The sequence below is a fragment of the Alienimonas californiensis genome (genome assembly GCF_007743815.1).
Lineage (GTDB): Bacteria > Planctomycetota > Planctomycetia > Planctomycetales > Planctomycetaceae > Alienimonas > Alienimonas californiensis.
In genome coordinates, this window is the sequence record NZ_CP036265.1 from 5,436,329 (window position 1) to 5,455,541 (window position 19,213).

General features: G+C 71.5%; 12 protein-coding genes. 5 read left to right on the forward strand and 7 right to left on the reverse strand.

Features of this window, described 5'->3' with window-relative positions; translation table 11 throughout:
* Window positions 1-3: 3 nt before the first annotated feature.
* A complete protein-coding gene (locus CA12_RS21580) occupies window positions 4-1,464 on the reverse strand; it encodes a serine/threonine-protein kinase (RefSeq protein WP_145361176.1) in 1,461 nt (486 codons plus the stop codon).
* Window positions 1,465-1,877: 413 nt separating this feature from the next.
* Between CA12_RS21580 and CA12_RS21585 the strand changes: the two genes are divergently transcribed.
* Entirely contained in the window at window positions 1,878-2,846 is a 969-nt protein-coding gene (locus tag CA12_RS21585) for a sensor histidine kinase (protein ID WP_165700918.1), read from the forward strand.
* A 1-nt stretch (window position 2,847) separates the two neighbouring features.
* Window positions 2,848-3,660 carry a response regulator gene (locus CA12_RS21590; protein ID WP_145361178.1) on the forward strand — a complete coding sequence of 271 codons (813 nt, stop codon included), beginning with the start codon at window positions 2,848-2,850 and terminating at the stop codon, window positions 3,658-3,660.
* Between the two features lie 31 nt (window positions 3,661-3,691).
* Here the strand turns inward: CA12_RS21590 and CA12_RS21595 are convergent, their stop codons facing one another.
* Window positions 3,692-5,116 (reverse strand): FAD-dependent oxidoreductase, encoded by a 1,425-nt coding sequence (locus CA12_RS21595; RefSeq protein ID WP_145361179.1) that lies wholly within the window; start codon window positions 5,114-5,116, stop codon window positions 3,692-3,694.
* 126 nt (window positions 5,117-5,242) lie between these two features.
* On the opposite strand from CA12_RS21595, the gene CA12_RS21600 reads away from it, so the two are divergent.
* On the forward strand, window positions 5,243-6,001 hold the full coding sequence (locus CA12_RS21600; protein WP_145361180.1) for a hypothetical protein: 759 nt from the start codon (window positions 5,243-5,245) through the stop codon (window positions 5,999-6,001).
* Window positions 6,002-6,004: 3 nt separating this feature from the next.
* Here the strand turns inward: CA12_RS21600 and CA12_RS21605 are convergent, their stop codons facing one another.
* From CA12_RS21605 to CA12_RS21620, 4 genes are all read right to left on the reverse strand, one after another.
* Window positions 6,005-7,435 carry a DUF1501 domain-containing protein gene (locus CA12_RS21605; RefSeq protein ID WP_145361181.1) on the reverse strand — a complete coding sequence of 477 codons (1,431 nt, stop codon included), beginning with the start codon at window positions 7,433-7,435 and terminating at the stop codon, window positions 6,005-6,007.
* Between the two features lie 103 nt (window positions 7,436-7,538).
* Window positions 7,539-10,886 carry a DUF1549 domain-containing protein gene (locus CA12_RS21610; RefSeq protein WP_165700921.1) on the reverse strand — a complete coding sequence of 1,116 codons (3,348 nt, stop codon included), beginning with the start codon at window positions 10,884-10,886 and terminating at the stop codon, window positions 7,539-7,541.
* Window positions 10,883-12,589, reverse strand: coding sequence for a FecR family protein (locus CA12_RS21615; RefSeq protein ID WP_145361182.1), 1,707 nt, complete (start codon window positions 12,587-12,589; stop codon window positions 10,883-10,885). Before CA12_RS21615 ends, CA12_RS21610 begins: the two co-directional genes overlap by 4 nt.
* Window positions 12,582-13,232 carry a sigma-70 family RNA polymerase sigma factor gene (locus CA12_RS21620; protein ID WP_207622070.1) on the reverse strand — a complete coding sequence of 217 codons (651 nt, stop codon included), beginning with the start codon at window positions 13,230-13,232 and terminating at the stop codon, window positions 12,582-12,584. The genes CA12_RS21615 and CA12_RS21620 overlap by 8 nt, the downstream gene beginning before the upstream one ends.
* Window positions 13,233-13,409: 177 nt before the next feature.
* On the opposite strand from CA12_RS21620, the gene CA12_RS21625 reads away from it, so the two are divergent.
* Both CA12_RS21625 and CA12_RS21630 read left to right on the forward strand, forming a co-directional pair.
* A complete protein-coding gene (locus tag CA12_RS21625) occupies window positions 13,410-16,730 on the forward strand; it encodes a DUF1553 domain-containing protein (RefSeq protein WP_145361183.1) in 3,321 nt (1,106 codons plus the stop codon).
* Between the two features lie 87 nt (window positions 16,731-16,817).
* Window positions 16,818-18,119 carry a DUF1501 domain-containing protein gene (locus tag CA12_RS21630; RefSeq protein ID WP_145361184.1) on the forward strand — a complete coding sequence of 434 codons (1,302 nt, stop codon included), beginning with the start codon at window positions 16,818-16,820 and terminating at the stop codon, window positions 18,117-18,119.
* An 88-nt stretch (window positions 18,120-18,207) separates the two neighbouring features.
* On the opposite strand, the gene CA12_RS21635 is transcribed toward CA12_RS21630, so the two are convergent.
* Window positions 18,208-19,092, reverse strand: coding sequence for an ABC transporter permease (locus tag CA12_RS21635; RefSeq protein ID WP_145361185.1), 885 nt, complete (start codon window positions 19,090-19,092; stop codon window positions 18,208-18,210).
* Between the last annotated feature and the right edge of the window lie 121 nt (window positions 19,093-19,213).

Sequence of the window (19,213 nt, forward strand, 5' to 3'; positions counted from 1 at the left end):
GGCTCAGGTCTTGAAGGCGACGAAGCCGGCGGCGAGCAGCAGGCCGAGGGAGGCCGCCCAGGCCCACAGCGTGGAGCCGCGGCCGCCGACCGGTTCGGGCTCCTGTTGCAGGGTCCTCCGCGTGCTCTGGGCCGCCTGCCGCACGCGTTCCTCCAGATCCTCCTTCTGCACCCGGTTGAGGATCGAATCCAGCTCGCCCCGCTGGGAGGGAAAGGCGACGAGGGCCTGCGCCGCGGCGGCCCGAACCGTCAGGTCGTCGCTCTCCAACGCCTCAAGAAGCGCGTCGTAGTTCGCGGAGCCGTCCTCGCCCAGTTGGCCCAGGGTGGCGGCGGCGTCGACGCGCTGGAGCGGGTCGCCGCTTTCCAGGCGTTCGATCCAGCGGGCCTCGGCCCGGTCCAGGGCGGCGCTGTCGGTCTGCCAGCGGGCCGCGGCCGGGAGCAGCAGACCGCAGAGGGCCAACGCCCCCGCGGCGGTCCACTTGACCCAGGGCGTCGGCGCCGCGACCCGGCGGGGCGGGGGCGGAATCGTCAGGTCGTCGTCGGAGATCTGGCGTTCCCGGTCGCGGAGCGAGGGGACGTCCATCGTCATCGTCGGCGTCCGCTGCCGCAGGGCGACGCGTTCGTCCAGCGCGTTCAGCCGTTCGCCCACCGCCGTCGCGGTCGCCGGGCGATCCTCGATGCGTTTCTCCATCAGGTCCGCCACCAGCGCGTCTAGCCCGGGAGGACAGTGCGGCTCCCGGGAGATGACCCGCGGGGCCGGCCGTTTCAGGTGCATCTGAAGAGTTTCGGCGGGCGTTTCCCCGGCGAAGGGCGGCACGCCGGTCAGCAGTTCGAATAGCACCACGCCCAGGGCGTACAGGTCCGTCTGCGGACAGGCCGGGGGACGGCCGCGAATCTGCTCCGGCGCCATGTAGCGGAAGGTGCCCATCGTGCGGCCCTCCGCGGTGAGTTTGTTTCCCTCCCGCACCGCGGCGAGGCCGAAGTCCGCCAGCTTCAGCGTGCCGTCCTCGGCCAGCAGGAAGTTGCCCGGCTTGAGGTCCCGGTGAATCACGCCGCGATCATGGGCGAACGCCAGCGCGGCGCAGATCTGCTTGGCGTACTGCACGACCGTCTCCGGCCCGAGCCGGCCGTCGCGTTCCAGCAGATCCTGCAGGGTGCCCCCGGTCAGGTACTCCATCGCATAGAAGCGTCGGTTGGGCGACTTGCCCGGGCCTTTGTCCCCGTCGGTCATCCCGCCGAACGTGTGGACGATGTGCGGGTGCCGCATGTCCCGCAGCAGGCCGACTTCCCGCTCGAACCGGGCGAGTACAGTCTCGTCGGTGACGTCCGAGGGGAGCAGTTTGACCGCCACGATGCGGTCGTTTTTGACGAAGCGGGCCTTCCAGACCTCGCCCATCCCCCCCTGCCCGATCCGTTCGAGCAACTCGAACGGCCAGATCCAGCGATTTTCGACGGTCTCGGGCACAGGCCTGCGGCGAACGGGGGAAGGCGCGGGCGAGAGTATATCCCGGCCGCGGCCCCAATCTCCCCGTCGCAGCCTGGTTCGCCCCGGCCCCGGTTCGGCTCCGGCGGTCTCGGTTCGGTTTGTCCGGTCCCGCTTCGGATCGCCGAGGACGCGGTTCGCATCGCTCCGGTTTCGGTTCGGAGGCCACGTCGCCCGTCCGCCCCCGCGGAGGCGCCCCGGCCGCGGACGCCGGCGGTCGGCATTCGCGGGGGAGAATCGTGCTGCACAGGCTTGCCCCTTCTTGCTGCCCGCGTCAACGATGCATGCAGCGTCCCGAGGCTGGGGCGAAAAAGGCCCGGAGTCGCGCGCCGGGCCTCTCGTCTCACAGATCCCGGAGGCGGTCGCCGACGACCACCGGCACGGGCGCCCGCGGCATGAACTGGCTCTTCGGAACGGACGGGTTCCCCCCGCGCTGGCGTTGCGGGACCGGATGGGAGGCGGAGCCCTGGGTGGGGTGGCTGCACGTCGTGGGCGACTCGCTGATCGCCGCGGCCTACACCTCCATTCCGCTGTTGCTGATTTATCTGGGCAGCAAGCGGAACGACGTGCCGTTCCACTGGCTCGGCGGGCTGTTCGCGGCGTTCATCCTCGCCTGCGGGGCCACGCACGCGCTGGACGCGTTCATCTTCTGGGAGCCGCTGTACCGGCTGTCCGGACTGATGAAGGCCCTCACGGCGGCGGTCTCCTGGGCGACCGTGGCGGCGTTGCTGCTGGCGCTCCCGGCGATCCTGCACCTGCCGGGCCGGGCGAAGCTGGCGGACTCGCTGGAGGCGGAGATCGCGGAGCGGCGCCGGGCCGAGGCCGCCGAACGCACCGCCCGCGAGGCCGCCGAGGCGGCCAACGTCGCCAAGACGCAGTTTCTCGCCGCCATGAGCCATGAACTCCGCACCCCGCTGACCGCGGTGCTGGGCTACGCGGACCTGCTCGCCCGGGCGCTGGAGAATCCGGACCGCCGCGACATGGCCCGGCAGATTCGCGCCAACGGCAATCATCTGCTCACCCTGCTGAACGATTTGCTGGACCTCTCCAAGGTGGAGGCGGGCAAGCTGGAGATCGACCGGCGCCCCGTCGAACTGGTGCCGCTGCTCGAGGAGGTGCGCTCGCTGATGAACGTGCAGGCGCTCGACCGCGGGTTGAAGCTGGAGGTCCGGTACCTCGGCCCGGTCCCGCGGTTCGTCATGACGGACGCGGTCCGTCTGCGGCAATGCCTGCTGAATCTGCTCTCCAACGCGATCAAGTTCACCGATCGCGGCCGCGTACGGATGGAGGTTCGCTTCCTGCCCGACGCCCCGGCCGACCTGACCGCGGACGCCCGAGTCCCGGCCGCCGCGGGTGCGATTTGACGTGTCGGACACCGGCGTGGGCATGACCGCGGAGCAACTCGCCGGGCTGTTCCGGCCGTTCGGGCAGGTGGACGCGGAAGCGACCCGGCGGGCCGGCGGCACCGGGTTGGGGCTGGCGATCACCAAACGGTTGGCGGAGATGCTCGGCGGCGACGTGCGGGTCGAGAGCGAACCGGGGGCCGGGTCGACCTTCACCCTCACCGTCGCCGCCGGGGAGAACGCTGACGGCGAGTTCGTCGAACCGGTCGGCCAGGAGACCGGCGAGTTCCCCGTGGGCGGGGCCTCGAACGCCGCGGCAGACGAAGCGGCGGACGAAGTGGCCGGCGGGGCGACGCGGGAGCGGGTTCCCCACGCACTTCCCGCCGGCGCCGGGCCGGATCGAGCGTTCCGGGAGGCGTCGGCGCCCCTGCCCCGCGCCGGCACGCCGGTGCGGGTGCTGTTGGCGGAGGACACCCGCGCGCTTCGAAAACTCACGACCCGCCTGCTGACCGCCGCCGCCCACGAGGTGACGGAGACCGAGGACGGGCGAGCGGCGGTGGAGGCCTGGACGGCGGATCCGGAGGCGTTCGACGTGATTCTGCTGGACATGCAGATGCCCCGGCTGGACGGCTTCGGAGCCGCCGCCGAGCTGCGGGCCGCGGGCTGCACCGCGCCGATCGTCGCCCTGACCGCCGGGGCGATGGCCGACGACCGCGAACGCTGCGCCGCGGTCGGCTGCGACGCCTACCTCGCCAAGCCGTTCGAGGCGGAGGTCCTGCTCCGCACCGTCGCCGAGTTGGCGGCAGGCGGGACCGCCCGCCAGTCGGCGGACTGACGCGGCGGCGGCTTTCTCCCCCGGTGCCGGGTCAGCCGGCGGCCAACGCTTCGGCTTCGTCCCGCACGGCGGCCAGCGGGGCGGCGACGTCCTCCCACCGCACATCATGCGGCATCACGCTCCGCTTCGAGGCGACCGCCGCGGCGACGCCCGCGGCCTCGCCGGTCGCCACGGCGTTGCCGGTCACCCGGTAGCTGGCGTGGGCGAAGAAGTCGCCGCTCAGGCAGCGGCCGGCGGTCAGCAGGCCGTCCACGTCCGCCGCCACCAGCGCCCGCAGAGGGATGTCGAACGGCTTCGCCTTCACGCCAGCCGAGCCGTAGGCGGATTTGTCCCCCTGCTCCTTCGTCGTGGCGTGCACGTCCACGCAGAAGCCGGAGCGGCAGACGGCGTCGTCGTGCCGCACGCCCGATTTCACGTCCTTCACGTCGACCTCGTAACGCCCGCGGATGCGGCGGCCGTCGCGGACGCCGATCTGCTCCGCGGTGGTCACCAGCCGCGTCTCCGCCCAGCCGCCGCCCAGCGACCGCAGGGCGTTCGCCAGTTGGAACAGCTCCCGCCGGGCGTTGAACGTGGCGGCGGTAACGGCCGCGGCGTCGGTGGGGTCCACGCCGTATTCGTGGTTTAGCATCACCGCGGCGACCGGCCCGCCGAGGTGCCACAGCGTCGGCTTGGTGTAGCTCGGCGTGATTCCGGCCCGCTTCAGTTCAGCCAGCAGTGCCTCCTTGCGGTCGGAGCCGAGGGAGGTGTTGAAGGAGGCCAGCGTCTCCGGCTCCCCGCTGAGGACGCCCATCAGCGACATCGGCTGACAGGGACAGCCCTCGCCCAGCGCCTCCGAGGACCGGGCCTCGCCCAGTTCCCAGCGGCAGCCGGCGAGCGCGGCGAAGTCGCCGTCGCCGGTGGCGTCGATGAAGGCGTCCGCCGTCCAGGCCTGCCGGCCGCTCTTGGACTCCGTGAAGGCCCCAACGACCTGGCGGCCCTCCTTCGCCACGCCGGCGACCCGGGTGTGCAGTTGGACCTCGATGCCGAGGGCGGCACAGAGGTCCTCCAGCGTGAACTTCATCGCCTCCACGTCGTAGAGGTAGTTGCGGAGGGATGACTGCCGGGCGTTGGCCCGCTGGGCGTCGAGCCGCTCCAGCCGGGCGAGCAGTTCGTTGTTGAAGCCCGGTTTGCCGGCGTCGATGACGTACGACAGCATCCCGCTGGTCCAGACGCCGCCCAGGCAGCCGTGCAGTTCCAGCAACCGCACGCGGGCCCCGGCTCGGGCCGCAGAGATCGCCGCCGCCACCCCTGCCGGCCCCCCGCCGCAGACCAGCACGTCCGAATACCCCGCGATCGGCACGCTGCGGGCCGGTTCGTGCAGCGTCCCCGCCGCCGCCGGTTCTCCTTCGGCGGCCCAGCCCAGCCCCCCCGGCAGAGCGAGAGCGGCGGCGGCTCCGAACAGTTCGCGGCGATGCATGAGCGAGACCTGAGGACAGAGGGCGGGCGGCCCAGCGTAACGAACGGAGCGGGCTATCGGGCGCCCCGCGGCAGGCGTCGCATCGGTATCCTCAAAGGAGTCCCCCCCCCCGCTCGGACCTCTCCGATGTTCGCCCTCGCCGCCGCCCTGCTCGTCGCCCCCGCGTTCGCTCCCCAGCCGCCGGGGGTGGAGGTGATTATCGAACCGCATCCGCCGGGCGGCGGGTTCGGCTTCGGCGGCGGGGGTTTCGGCTTCGGCGGGAGGATGGCCCCCGCGGGATCGCCGACGGGCGAAACGTTTCTGCACGGACAGGGCGCCGGCGTGCTGATCTCGCCGGACGGCTCGCAGATCTGGGGATGGTCCGCCGCCGTCGGCGACCTGGTGCCGCTGCCCGTGGCCGTGCCGGAGGCGGACCGCGGCAACGTGCAGCCGGTTGTCGGTCAGGGGGTGGTGATGTTCGTGACCGGCGGCTCCGTTTACGCCTTCGGCGGGGCCTCCGGCGAATGGGGCTCGCACCCGATCGGCGAGCGGGCGACCGCCACGCCGATCGTCGGTTCCCACGTCGCCGCGATTCGCACGGCCGACGGCGTGTACGCCTACAGCGGCTTGACCGGCTCCGGCGGCCTGCACCCGCTGGACGCGGACGAGCGCATCGACGGGCCGGCGGTCGGCGGCAACTACGTCCGCGTCGCGTCCGAACGAGCCTTCGGCCTGTTCAGCGCCAAAGCCGGCAAGTGGGGCTCCGTCCGCTACGAGCGGGCCGAACCGCAACCGACCCCAGAGGTTCCCGGCCAGCCCGGCCCCGGCGAACCGAACGATCCGGAGATCGACCGCAGCTCCAGCGATCCCAACGCCGACGAGCCGTCGGTCGATCCCGAGGCGTGAGGCTCAGCCGACGAGCTTCTGGAAGAACTTACCCTCGTTGATCGTCGGGCGTTCGGGGCGGCCCTTGTATTCGTAGGTCAGGTCGAGCCGGTCCAGGCCGAGCAGGTGCAGGATGCTGGCGTGCAGGTCGTGGACGTGCAGCCGGTCCTCGACGGCCCGCAGGCCGAGTTCGTCGGTGGAGCCGAGCGTCTGGCCGCCCTTCACGCCGCCGCCGGCCATCCACATCGTGAAGCCGGTCGGGTTGTGGTCGCGGCCGTTGCCCTGCTCGCTCATCGGGGTGCGGCCGAACTCGCCGCCCCAGACGACCAGCGTTTCGTCCAGCAGGCCGCGGCGCTTCAGGTCCTTCAGCAGGCCGGCGACGGGCTTGTCCATGCTCTTGCAGAGCTTGGAGTGGTTCCCCTCGATGCCGCTGTGGGCGTCCCAGCGGGAGCCGGGGCCGTGGTAGAGCTGAATGAACCGCACGCCCCGCTCCGCCAACCGGCGGGAGAGCAGGCAGAGTCGGCCGAAGGATTCGGTCTCCTTGTCGTCCATCCCGTAGAGGGCGCGGGTCTCGGCGGTCTCCTGGGCGAGGTCCACGGCCCCGGGGGCTTCGGCCTGCATGCGGAAGGCGAGTTCGTAGCTGTCGATCCGGGCGTCCAACTCCGACTGCTCCGGGTGGGCGGCGGCGAAGTTCCTGTTCAACTTGCTGAGCAAATCGAGCTTCCCTTCCTGCCGGAGCCGGCCGACGGCCTCCGGCGTGGAGAGGTTCGGCACCGGGTCGCCGACCTCCTTCAACCGCACGCCCTGGTAGGAGGCGGGCATGAAGCCGGCGCTCCAGTTCCGCGGGCCGTTGACCACGCTGCTGCCGCCGTCCTGCATCACGACGAACGCCGGCAGGTCCTTGTTCTCGGTGCCCAGGCCGTAGCTGACCCAGCTGCCGAGGCTCGGCCGACCGCCCAGCGGGCTGCAGGTGTTCATCTGGCAGACGCCGGCGCTGTGGTTCACGCCGTCGGTGTGACAGCTCCGCAGGACGGCGATGTCGTCCACGCAGGTCGCGATCTCCGGCAGCCAGTCGGAGACCCAGGTGCCGGCCTCGCCGTGCTGCTTCCACTTCCGCTGGCTGGCCATCAGCGGGGCGTTCGCCTCGCCCATCGCCAGGGCGACCGTGCCGAAGCTCTCCGGCAACGGCTGGCCGTCGAGGCGGTTCAACTCCGGCTTGGGGTCGAAGGTGTCCATGTGGCTCGGCCCGCCCTCCATGAACAGGAAGATGACCGACTTCGCCGTCGGGGCGTGGTGCTGGAACGATTCCGCCACCTTCGACCGGCTCTCCGCGGACAGTGCGGAGTCCGCCAACAGCCCGGACAGGGCGGTCGCCCCGAACCCGGCGCCGCTGCGGGCGAGGAACTCGCGGCGGGACTGCGGGATCGAAACGTGCGGGAGTCGGGGGACGTTCATGGCGGGAGTCTGCGGGAGTCAGATGCGAGAGATACGGGAGTCGGCGGGAGTCCCGGGCGGCGACCGCGGGAGTCGCCGCCCGGTCGGACTCACGTCGCCTGGGTCACTGCACGTAGAGGAACTCGCTGCTGTTGAGCAGCACGTGGCAGAGGTCCACCAGCGCCTGCCGCCGCGGTTCCGCCGTGGAGACGGCGGCCCGGTGCGGCGTGAGGTCCAGCCCCTTGCCGGGCTCGGCGGCGGCGTCGCGGAAGGGTCCGGGGGTCTTCTCGAAGGTCCAGTGGGCCAGCGTGGCGTCGCTGGGGGACTCGTCGGTAATCAACGCGTCCTCCACGCCCAGGGCGCCGCGGGAGAGCCGCACCTCGTCGATCAGTCCGTCGAACAGGTTCGCGCTGGGCGAGGTCCCCCGCCGGCCGATCGCCACCGGGGTGGCGTTGCCGGCCTCGGCGAGCGGGTGTTCGTGGGTGACGACGGACAGCGGCACGTCGTTGTTGGACAGGTCCTTGAGGATGAACGTCACCGTGCCGGGCTGGCCCTCCGTCGCCGGGACGACGGCGGCGGCGACGTAGTAGGGCTTATTCAGGTCGATGTGCTGATCGCTGAAGATCGCCGCCTCCCGCACGGCCCCGCCGCCGAACGGGCGGCCGTACATCTGCATGACGAGGGTCTGCGGCTTGCGACGGGAGCCCTTCCCGGTCACGCCGAAGCCCCAGCCGGGCTCGCCGCTGCCGCCGTTCCACTTGGAAACCAGCGTCCGCACCGAGCCGGTGGCATAGACGCTGTCGATCTGGAAGAAGGCCTCGACCGTGAAGCCGCCGCCGGCCAGCGGATCGCCGAGGCGGTCCACGTGCGGGGCGAACAGCGGGGCGGGTTCGCGTTCCGTGCTGACGACCGCCCGGCCGTCGCGGGTGGGGAAGTCGGCGAACTTCAGACCGGATTCGTCCGGCTCGCCGCCGTCCTTCTCGGCCGCGGCCTTGGCCCGGCGGGCCTGTTCACGCAGGAACTCCACGCAACTCGCTAGTTCCCCGTCGGTCGGTTCGCGGCCCAGCACCGCCCGCCACGCGGCGGCGGCGAGGGCGGCCTCGCCGTCGGCGGACTGACCGGCGGAGCCTGCCTCCGCGGAGACCCGCGCGGCCAGCTTGGCGGCGTGGCCGAGCACGTCGTCCGAGTTAATCAGATACAGGCTTTGCAGCGGGCTGGTGGTGGTGTCCCGGTTCGAGGCGCTGATGAAGAACTGGGGCAGGTCGAACAGGTCCATTAGCGGCTCGCGGCTGTTCCGCTTCACCTGGAGGTAGACGCTCCGCACCGGCGTGCCGTGGCCGGCGCCGGGGCCGCCGTCCTTTTCACGCAGCGAGCCGGTCACGGACAGCAGCGCGTCGCGGACCTGCTCCGCGGCGAGGCGCCGGACGTCCGCCCGCCAGTACCAGTCGTTCTGCGGGTCGATGCTGGCGTACGCCGCGGCCTGCGGGTGCGTCGCGGCCTGCCGGTAGGCGGCGGAGGAGACGATCAGGCGGTGCAGCGGTTTGAGCCGCCAGCCCTCGTCGAGGAACCGCACGACCAGCCAGTCCAGCAGTTCCGGGTGCGACGGCGGACCGCCCAACCGGCCGAAGTCGCTGCCGTTGGGGGCCAGCCCGCGGCCGAAGTGCCCCTGCCAGACGCGGTTGACGATCACCCGGGTGGAAAGCGGATTCTCCGGGTCGGTGATCCACTTCGCGAGCGCCGTCCGCCGGCCGGTCGTGCCGTGGCCGTTCACGCCGGGCAGCGGCTTGCCGTCCAGAAGGGGCGGCTCGATCTCCATCGGCTCCTCGGACAGCAGCGCGATCTTGCCCGGTTGCACTTCCAGCTTCCGCTTCGGCACGACCGTCGGCGGGGGGACGGCGTCGGCGTCCCCGGCGATGCGGCCGGTCGGCAGCGGGGCCGGCTTGAGGTGGTCGAACTCGGCAATCTTCTTCCGCAGTTCGACCGCCTTCGGCTTCAGGTCGGACGGGATGCGGTTATCCAGCCGGTTCCACTCGAACAGCACCTGATCGTGGACCAGCCAGTAGACCTGACGGTCATAGGCCGTCTTTTCCGCGTCCGGCTTGTAGTAGATCGCCTGGACGTCTTCCGGGAAGCGCCCGACGCCCGACTTCAACGCCTTCTCACGGGCGGGGCCCTCGATCTCCTCTAATTCGGCCCGCAGGTCGGCGGTGGCTTCCTCCCACTGCTTCATCGCGGCGGCGTGAGCGGCCTGCTCCTCCTCGGTGGCCAGCGGGACGTCGTCCCGGAACAACACCGGCTCCAGGAACGCCCGCAGTCGGTAGTAGTCCGTCTGCGGGAGCGGGTCGAACTTGTGGTCGTGACACTTTGCGCACTGCAAACCCAGGCCGAGGAACACGTCCGCGGTAGTGTCCGTCAGTTCGTTCAGCATGAGCTCCCGCTGCCCGGGGGCTTCGCGGGAGTTATATTCGTAGATCCCGTGCCGCAGGTAACCGAGCGCGACCTGGGCGTCCACGTCCTTCGGGTACAGCTCGTCGGCGGCGAGTTGCTCCTTGACGAAGGTGTCGTAGGGCTTGTCCTCGTTGAACGATTCAATGACGTAATCGCGGTAGCGCCAGGCGTTCGAGCGGTAGCCGTCGGCCCGGTAGCCGTCGGAATCGGCGTACCGCACCAGGTCCAGCCAGTGCCGGCCCCAGCGCTCGCCGTAGGCGTCGCTGGCCAGCAGGCGGTCGACCAGTTGGTCGTAGGCGCCCGGAGACTCGTCCGCGACGAAGGCGTCCACCTCCTCGGGCGTCGGCGGCAGGCCGGTCAGGTCCTGCGTCAGCCGGTGAATCAGCGTGAGGCGGTCGGCCTCCGGCGCCGGGGTCAGGCCGCGCTGCTCCATCTGAGCCAGCAGGAAGCGGTCGACGTCGTTGCGGCCCCAGTCGCTGTTCGTGGCGGGAACCTCCGGTTCGACGACCGGTTGCAGGGCCCACCAGGCGCGGTCTTCCGCGGTGAACGTCGGGCCGCGTTCGCTCGCCGGGCGGACCGGCGGGCTATCCTCAGCGCCGGGCCAGGGGGCGCCGAGTTCGATCCAACGGGCCAGCACGGCGATCTCCTCGGCCGGTAGCTTGCCGCTGGGGGGCATCTCGTAGGACTCGTACCGCACGGCCTCCATCAGCAGGCTGTCGTTCGGCTTGCCGCGTTCCAGGGCGGCACCGCTCCACCCGCCGGCGAGGATGTGGTTCATCGAATCCAGCCGCAATTCGCCCTCCTGCTTCGCCTCCCCGTGGCACTCGAAGCAGCGCTTGGCCAGCAGCGGGCGGACCTCGTTCTCGAAGAAGCGGGCCTTCGCCGCTTCCAGGTCCTTCTCCTGCGGCTCCGCCGCCCCGGCCGGCATCGCGCCGGCGAGGGACAGGCAGACGGCCAGCGGGCCGGCGAGCAGCAGGCGGGCCGGCCGCGGGCGAACGGGCGACAGTCGGGCGAGCGGCGTCAAGGCGTGTCCCTCCGCGGGCGCGGGTGAGAGGAAGAGGCGGGAATGCGGGGCGGGTCGGCCGGCAGGCCGACGATCAGGGTGGGATCGATGTATTTCGGGTCGTCGCGGGCGTCCTGCACGAACAGGGCGTCCGCTGTCTCCCCCGCCGCGTAGCCGAGGTCCGACAGGTCCACGACCACCGCGTTCGCGGTGAATCCCAGCGAGGGGACCAGCCGCGGCGTCTCGTCCGTGAGCCGCACGGCGTCCAGCGTCGGCCCGACGGCGGCGGCCGGGTCGGGCTTCGGCAGGACGAACGGGGCGACCACGGTGGAACCGGGATCGCCGACCGTCAGATCGTATCGACGGACGGTGATGGACCGTAGACCGGGGCGAAATTCAACCGGCGAAAGGTGAAAAGCATCGCCGTCCGGGGGATCCACGACGGATTGAATGTCGAACAGGACCAGATCCGGTCCCGGAGCGTTCGTCACAGGCGTCGTGAACCGCATCGCCAGACCGGGGGTGCGATTCGGCCCGTCGAGGACCGGATCGCCCGTCAGCGGTTCCCGGGAGCCGCCGGGGTTGATGTGCCCGGCGTTCAAGAGGAACGGTTCCGTCAGCCAGCGCCCCAGACTGCCGTCGGCGCCGCTCGGCACGGCGTACGGATAGCCGCCCTCCGGGGCGTGAAACGCGGTGACGACGGAGGGAATCAGGTCCGCGGCGGGGTACGAGAGCGTCTCGCCGGCCCGTTGCACGGTGAGCGCCGTCAGCCGGGTGGCGTCGTGCGGGTCGGTCTGGGCATCGTAGGCGATGACGCGGTCCGGCAGAATTTCGCGGTAGACGGCGGGATCGAACGCCAGCGGCCCCTTCCCCGCCCCGCCCACGGCCGTCAGCCGGCGGGCCTGCCCGGTGACGAGCCGGTCCGGCGACTCCGTGCCGTCAGACCTGGAGACGCAGTGCAGCTCCGCGGCGCCCTCGACGACGTGCACCTCGGTTCCGCCGTCGGCTTCGCCGTCCCCTTCCCGCACCCGCACGGCGAAGCGGGTGCCGAGGTCCAGCACCTGCCCGTCCGGCGTGTCGACGCGGAACCCCTCCGCCCCGTCCGGGGCGTGCACGCTGCACCGGCCCGCCTTCAAAATCAGGCGATCGGCAGCGGCGACCTCGAACACCGCGGGCCCCTCCAGCACGGCCTCGGCCCCGTCGGCGAACCGCAGCCGCACCCACCCGCGGAGCAACGCCTGCTCCCGCCCCACCGGCGCCGCGGCCCCGATCGTGGGGGCCGCCTCGCCGAACAGTTCCGCCCCGGCGCTCGCCGCCCACACCGCCGCCGGCGGGGCGGGCGCCGTCGCCGCGGAGATCGGGGCCGTCTCACGGGCGATCTGCTCTGTAACGAACACCCACAACGCCGCCGCACACGCCACGAGCGCGGTGTGAACGGCCACCCATGGCCAAAGCCGGCGGCGGGGACGGTCCGGCGGCGGGGGAGACGCGGCTTCGACCGCTTCCCCAATTCGCAGGGGCGCCAGTTCGCCGTCGCCCCAGGCGAGCGTGGCCTCCTGATCGGCCAGTTCGACGTATCGCCGCCGCAGCACTGGGGAGTTCAGCACGAACCCCTCCAGCCGGGCGACCTGCTCCGCGGAGGCGGCGCCGTCGAACACCGCGTCGCAGAGGGCGTCGAACTCCCGCAATTCCGCGGGCGTGGGATTGGTCAGGGTCTCAGACAAGGTTCGCCTCCGTGCGTAAGCCGTCGCCGGGCGCCGAGAGGGTCCGCGAGACGCAGTCGTGCAGCGTGCGCCGGATGCGGGAGAGCATTCGCAGCACCGCGTCGGGGCTCTTGCCGAGCCGTGCGGCCAGTTCCTCCGTGCCGCCGTCCCGCTCGCCGAGGTAGCGGCGGCGGACCAGTTCGCGGTGGTGGTCCGGCAGGCGATTTAAACAGTCGGCGAGGGCGGCCCGGCGCTCCTCAAGACCGTCGGCCTCGCGGGTGAGTTCCTCGTCGACGGCGGTGAGGAACGCTTCGCTGAACACCAATCGGTCCCGACCCCGCTTGGCCCGATGGGCTCGCACCTGATTGAAGGCGACCCGGCAGCTCCACGCGGTGAAGTTCGTGCCCGGTTCGAACTGCTCGAACTCCCGCCACAGCACGAGGTTGGTCTCCTGAAGCACGTCCTCCGCGGCCGTGCGGTCGCCCAGCAGACCCATCAGATAGAGGAACAGCCGCCGTTGCGCCCCGCCCAGCAGCCGGGCGAAGTCGTCCATCCGGCTGCGCTCCGCGGCCGGTTCGACCGCGGCCGGATCGGCGTTCGGGGCGGCGGCAGGCGGGGCTTCGGTCACGCGGCGGGACAGCGGGGAGAGCGGGCGGTCCCCCACCAAGAGCGATTGGGCACCGAATCGGACGCGAAAAGTTCGATGGAAGGAGAAATTCGCTCAAATCTCTGCCGATGGTCCGCTTTTCGCTCTCTCCCGCGGGAGCGCTACCCATTCGCCAAAGCCAATGTATAGTGGGGGAACGTACATTTTTAACTGCTTCTCGAGGTTCCCATCACCGTGACGTCCTCCGCCGCCCTGTTGGCCCTCGCGTTCCTCGCCCCGTCCGCCGCCCCGGCGGAGGCGGAGGCACTGCCCGGCGTGACCTGGGACTGGTCCCAGCCGTCGGACGGGATGGCGGTGGGAATCGCCTCGGCAGGCGAGTACAAGGTTCCGATCGCCGGGACGCTGGAGAACGACGCCGCCGTCGCCGCCACGCCGACGCCCCGGCTGAACGTCGGGCAGTCCGGCTACCTGCGGGTCCGCGACACCGGCCCCGGCAGCCTGCTGACGCTGGGGAACGGCGAGGCGCTGTCCGTGCTCGTCACCGTTCACCCGCAACCGAAAGCCGGCGGCGGCTTCGGGCACATCCTCAGCAAGGGCCGCACCAACGCGAAGGGCCGGGCGCCGAACAACCTGAACTACGCCCTGCGGCTGGCGGGCGAAGGGAACCGGGCGGCGCTCTCCTTCCTGTTCGCCGACAAGGCGGGCGAGTTCCACCGCTGGACTTCCCACGACACGATCCCCTGCGACGGCCGCGAGCGCCGGATCGCCTTCACCTACACCTTCGGCCAGCCGGACAGCCTGCGGGCGTTTCTGGACGGCAAGGAGACCGCGGGCGTCTGGGATATGGGCGGGGCCACGGACAAAGCTCCGATCACCGATAGCGACGACCTGTGGATCGGTTCGTCGATGGGCGGCAGCGCCGGCAGCACCTTCGAGGGGGCGATCGGTTCGCTCCGACTGCTGCGGGGCACGCTGTCGGAAAAAGAGCTGACAGCCCGCCCGCCGCTGGTCGCCGCCCGCCCGGCCCCCCGGGCGCCGGAGGGCCGGGCTCTGGTCGAGGTGATCGACGACGTGGACGGCAAGGCCCGGTCGTGGAACTTCACCCTGCCCCGCCTCGCGAACGACACGTACGTCCAAGACTCCTTCGCCGTCCCGCAGATCGCCCACGCCTACGGCCCGACCGGCGTGCGGGTGGATCGCGGGCAGGCGGTCGTGGTGCGGGTCCGCGGTCGGGCGACGCTGCCGGCCGGCGAGTGGGAACTGCTGGTCCGCAGCCGCAGCGGGGCGCGAGTCTCCCTGAACGGCGAACCGGCCGCGAACGTGCGGTTCTTCGACCGCAGTTCCAGTGCCCACCAGCCCCTGTACCCGGCGGGCGAGGTGAAGGCCCCCGGCCTGCGGAGCCTGCGGCCCGGCGACGCCGAGGCCACCTATCGCTTCACTGCGGACGGCGAACCGATCAGCGTTCTCGCCGAGTTCTACGCCGGCGGCAGCGGCCGGCGGCGGGAGACCGGCGAAGCCGGCCTGTTTGTCCGCCCGGCCCCGGCCGAGGGTGAAGAAACTCTGGGCGAGGCGTTCCGCCTGCTCCTGCCCGGCGACGACTCCCTCGGCCCGGCGCTGACCGACGGCGAATGGGTCGTCTTCACGGAGAGCTACGCGGACTGGCTGCGGAAGCTCGATCAGACTCGCCGGCGGTCCGCCGCCGCCGGGGAGATCGCCCGCTGGAACGCCCGTCACGACTTCACCCGCGACGCCTACACGCCCCGGGCCGAGGTTCCCGCCCCCACCGAGGGCCTGCCGGAGAAGAACGCGGTCGACCGCTTCATCAACGCGAAGCTGGCCGCCGAGGGCATGGAACCGCGGCCGGAAGCGGACGACGCGACCTTCCTCCGCCGGGCGGCGCTGGACGTGGTCGGCCGCATCCCGACGCCGGAGGAGATCGACCAGTTCCTCGCCGATCCCGCGGACGAACGCCGGGCCAAGGCGGTCGATCGCTACCTCGCCGACGACCTCGGCTGGGCGGACGGCTGGGTCGGCGAGTGGCAGGACGTGCTCGCGGAGAACCCGACGATCGTCAACCCGACGCTGAACAACACCGGCCCGTTCCGCGACTGGCTGCACGAAGCCTTCTTCGACAACCTGTCCGCGGACCGCTTCGCCACGGAGCTGATCCGCATGAACGGCTCCGAGTACAGCGGCGGGCTGGGCGGGTTCGCCCTGGCCAGCCAGAACGACGCCCCCTTCGCCGCGAAGGCCCACGTGCTGGGTCAGGCGTTCCTCGCCTCGGACATGACCTGCGCCCGCTGTCACGACGCCCCCAGCCGGCCGTTCCTGCAAAAGGACCTGTTCGGCATGGCGGCGATGCTGAAGCGCTCCTCGCAGACGGTCCCGCCCGGCAGCAGCCTGCCGCCGGAGCTGGTGGAGAACTCCGTGGTCAAAGTGACACTCAAGCCGGGCGAATCCGTGCCGCCGGCGTTCACCCTCCAGGGCCTGCGGGACGGCGATCCGGCCCCGGAGCTGGTGGACCTGTTCAACGCGGAGCAGGACACCCGCGAACGCCTCGCCCTGCTGGTGACCGACTACCAGAACCGCCGCTTCGCGGAAGTGATGGTGAACCGGCTGTGGACCCGCTACCTCGGCCGCGGGATCGTCGACACGCCCCACGACTGGAGCTTCGGCGAGCCCTCCCACCCGGAGTTGCTGGCCTATCTGGCGGACGAACTGATACTGTCCGGCTACGACCTGAAGCACGTGGCCCGGCTGATTCTGAACTCCCACGTCTACGGGCGTCAGATCGCCGAGGAGTACGACGAGCGCGAGCTGTTCGCCGGGCCGACGCGGGAGCGGATGACGGCGGAGCAGTTGGTCGACAGCCTGTTCTCCGCCAGCGGCAAACGGCTGAAGGCCGGTCTGGTGACGATCGACGCCGACGGCGCCCGCAACGAAAAGCAGGGCCAGAACTTCGGTCGTCCGCGGCGGGCCTGGGAGTTCGTCAGCCTCTCCACCGACCGCGACCGCGAGAGCCTGACGGTGCCGCGGGCCGAGCCGTTCGTGGAACTGCTGGGCGCCTTCGGCTGGCGGGGCTCACGGCCCGACCCGCGGAACGTGCGGGACGACAGCCCGGACGTCACCCAGCCGGCGCTGCTGGAGAACGGCGTGCTGGGCGAACGCTTCACCCGCCTCTCCGACGACAGCCGCTTCACCGAGTTCGCCCTCGCGGCCGACTCGCCGGAGGAACTGGCGGAACGTACGGTCCGGACGATCTTCACCCGCGGCCCGAACGCGGAGGAAGTCGCCCTGTTCAAGGACCTGCTGGCCGACGGTTGGTCTGAGCGGAAGTCCGGCGAGCCGGCCAACCCGCCGCACTTCCTGGAGAACCCCGGCGTCACCTGGACGAACCAGTTCATCTCCGAAGCGGCAGCCCGACAGATCGAGTTGCGGAAGCAGGTCGAGGCCGGCGATCCGCCCTCGGCCCGGCTGACCGACGACTGGCGGCAGCGTTACGAGGACGTGCTTTGGGCGCTGCTCAACAGCCCCGAGTTCCCCTTCGTGCCGTAACCCGCCGCGCCGATCCCTGCGCCGAACCCCGCCCCAGACGCCTCACGCGTCCGGGCACCGCCCCCTCCCCCCGCCCTCCCCGCCGCCATGTCGCTGACCCGCCGTTCGCTGCTGACTTCCGCCGTTGCCGCGACCGCCGCCGCGGCCCTGCCCCGGGTGCGGGTGGTGGGCGAGGAGAAGGCCGCCGCCGCCCTGCGGGACGGCACGGCGGAGCATTGCGTGGTGCTCTGGCTGGGCGGCGGGGCCAGTCAGATCGACACCTTCGACCCGAAGACGCTGGGCGACCCGAAGGAGCGGAAGGCCGGTTCGGCCTACCCCTCCATCCCCACGGCGATCCCGGGGGCGGAGTTCTGCGAGCACCTGCCGATGCTCGCCGACCGGGCGGACCGGCTGGCCGTGGTGCGGTCGACGAATCACGACGTGATCGACGAGCACGCCCGGGCCGTCAACCGCATGCACACCGGCCGGAACACGACCGGGACGGTGGTGTACCCCTCGATCGGCAGCGTGATCGCCTACGAACGCGGCGCGGTGAACGACAAGGTGCCGGCCTACGTGCTGATCGGCATGCCGTCCGTCAGCCGCGGGCCCGGCTTCCTGGGGCCGACCGCGAACTTCGTCTACCTGACCGACACCAGTCGCGGCCCCTCCGGCCTGACGGTGCCCGGCAGCCTGTCGTCGGAACGTCGCGCCCGCCGGGAACGGCTGCTCGGCCGCGTGCGGGAGGACGCCCTCGCCCGCACCCCGGAGGGCGCCGACGCCATCCGGGCCTACGACGAAACGATCGCCGAGGCCCTGCGGCTGGCCGGGCCGGAGTTCGCCCGGATCTTCGACGCCTCCGACGAGCCCGCCGACCTGCGGAACGCCTACGGCTCCGAGTTCGGCCAGCGCTGTCTGCTGGCCCGCCGCCTGATCCAGAACGGCGTGCGGTTCGTGGAGGTCTCCCACAACATTGCCTTCACCAACGGCACCGGCTGGGATACCCACAACGAGGGCCAGGAGAAGCAACACCTGCTCATCCGGGAACTCGACGCCGCCCTGGCGACGCTGACGGACGACCTCGAATCGCACGGCCTGCTGGACAAGACGCTGATCGTCGTCGCCTCCGAGTTCGGGCGCCCCGCCGGTTTCGATTCCGGCGGCGGCCGCGGCCACCACGGCGGGAGCTTCACCACCGTCCTCGCCGGCGGCGGCCTGAACCTCGGCAAGGCGATCGGCGAAACGGACGAACTCGGAATGTCGGTCGTCGCCGATCCCGTCGGCGTCCCGGACCTGCACGCCACGATTTATCACGCCATGGGCATCGACCCGCACACAGAGTTGTACGCCGGCGAGCGCCCCGTCCCCGCGACCGACGGCGGCCACGCGATTCGGGAATTGTTCGTCTGACGAACCCGCCCGCCGCGCACGCAGCGACCCGGACGCTCTCCGCGTCCGGGCCGTTTCGTTTGCGGCCGCACCGGACTGCCGCGGGCGGTCAGATGATGTCGGCGAAGGTGCGTTCGGTGCGGGTGAAGTACATCGCGCCGCCGATCAGCAGGATCACGGTCGCCGCCGCGGAGAGGGCCACGTAGCCCCAATCGGGCGGATCGGTCCCCAGCACGCTCCACCGCACGCCCTCGATCGCCCCGGCCATCGGGTTGAGGTAGTACAGCAGGCGGTAGTCCGGCGGGATGATGGTCGGCGGGTAGATCACAGGGCTGAGGTAAATTCCCGCCTGGATCATGAAGGGCACGGCGTACTTCACGTCGCGGTACTTCACGTTCAGCGCCGTGAGCCACAGCCCGCCGGCCAGCGCAGCGGCGGCGGCGAGCAGCAGGAACGCCGGCAGGGCCAGCGCCTCCGGACCGGGGGCGAAGCGGTAGATCGCCAACACCCCGACGAGCAGCACGAGCTGGATCGCCAGGTCCACCGCCGCCACGCCGAGGTTCGACAGCGGCAGCACGATTCGGGGGAAGTAGACCTTCGTCAGCAAACCCTGGTTCGTCACCACGCTGTCCGTCGCGCCGGTCAGCGCCGCCGAGAAGAACATCCACGGCACCAGTCCGCAGAAGGCGAACGCGGCGTAGGGCACGCCCGCGGGCAACTGATCTTCGAGCCCCACGGCCTTGCCGAAGATCAGGGTGAAGATGGCCATGCTGATCAGCGGCCGCACGACCGCCCAACCGATGCCCAGCACGCTTTGCCGGTAACGGGCGGCGACGTTGCGGCTGGTCAGCAGGACCAACAGGTCCCGATACCGCCACAGTTCGGCAAAGTCCGGCAGCGGCCAGCCGCTGGGGGGACGAATCACCGTCCGGCTGAGGCCGGTCGGGGACGCGGCGACGGAGGCCGGCGGGGAGGTGGCGGGGGCGTGCGTCATGATGCGGCGTCCCGGGCGGCCGGGGCGAGGTTCGTCCAATGCACCGGGTTCTGGTGCGCCGGGTTCTAGATCGCCGCCCGTTCGACCGAAAGGCCGACCGCCGAGCGCGGCCCGCCCCCGC

Coding starts and splice junctions, on each gene's coding strand:
- CA12_RS21585 (WP_165700918.1), top strand. CDS start 1,878: ATGAACTGGCTCTTCGGAACGGACGGGTTCCCCCCGCGCTGGCGTTGC.
- CA12_RS21595 (WP_145361179.1), bottom strand. CDS start 5,116: ATGCATCGCCGCGAACTGTTCGGAGCCGCCGCCGCTCTCGCTCTGCCG.
- CA12_RS21600 (WP_145361180.1), top strand. CDS start 5,243: ATGTTCGCCCTCGCCGCCGCCCTGCTCGTCGCCCCCGCGTTCGCTCCC.
- CA12_RS21605 (WP_145361181.1), bottom strand. CDS start 7,435: ATGAACGTCCCCCGACTCCCGCACGTTTCGATCCCGCAGTCCCGCCGC.
- CA12_RS21630 (WP_145361184.1), top strand. CDS start 16,818: ATGTCGCTGACCCGCCGTTCGCTGCTGACTTCCGCCGTTGCCGCGACC.
- CA12_RS21635 (WP_145361185.1), bottom strand. CDS start 19,092: ATGACGCACGCCCCCGCCACCTCCCCGCCGGCCTCCGTCGCCGCGTCC.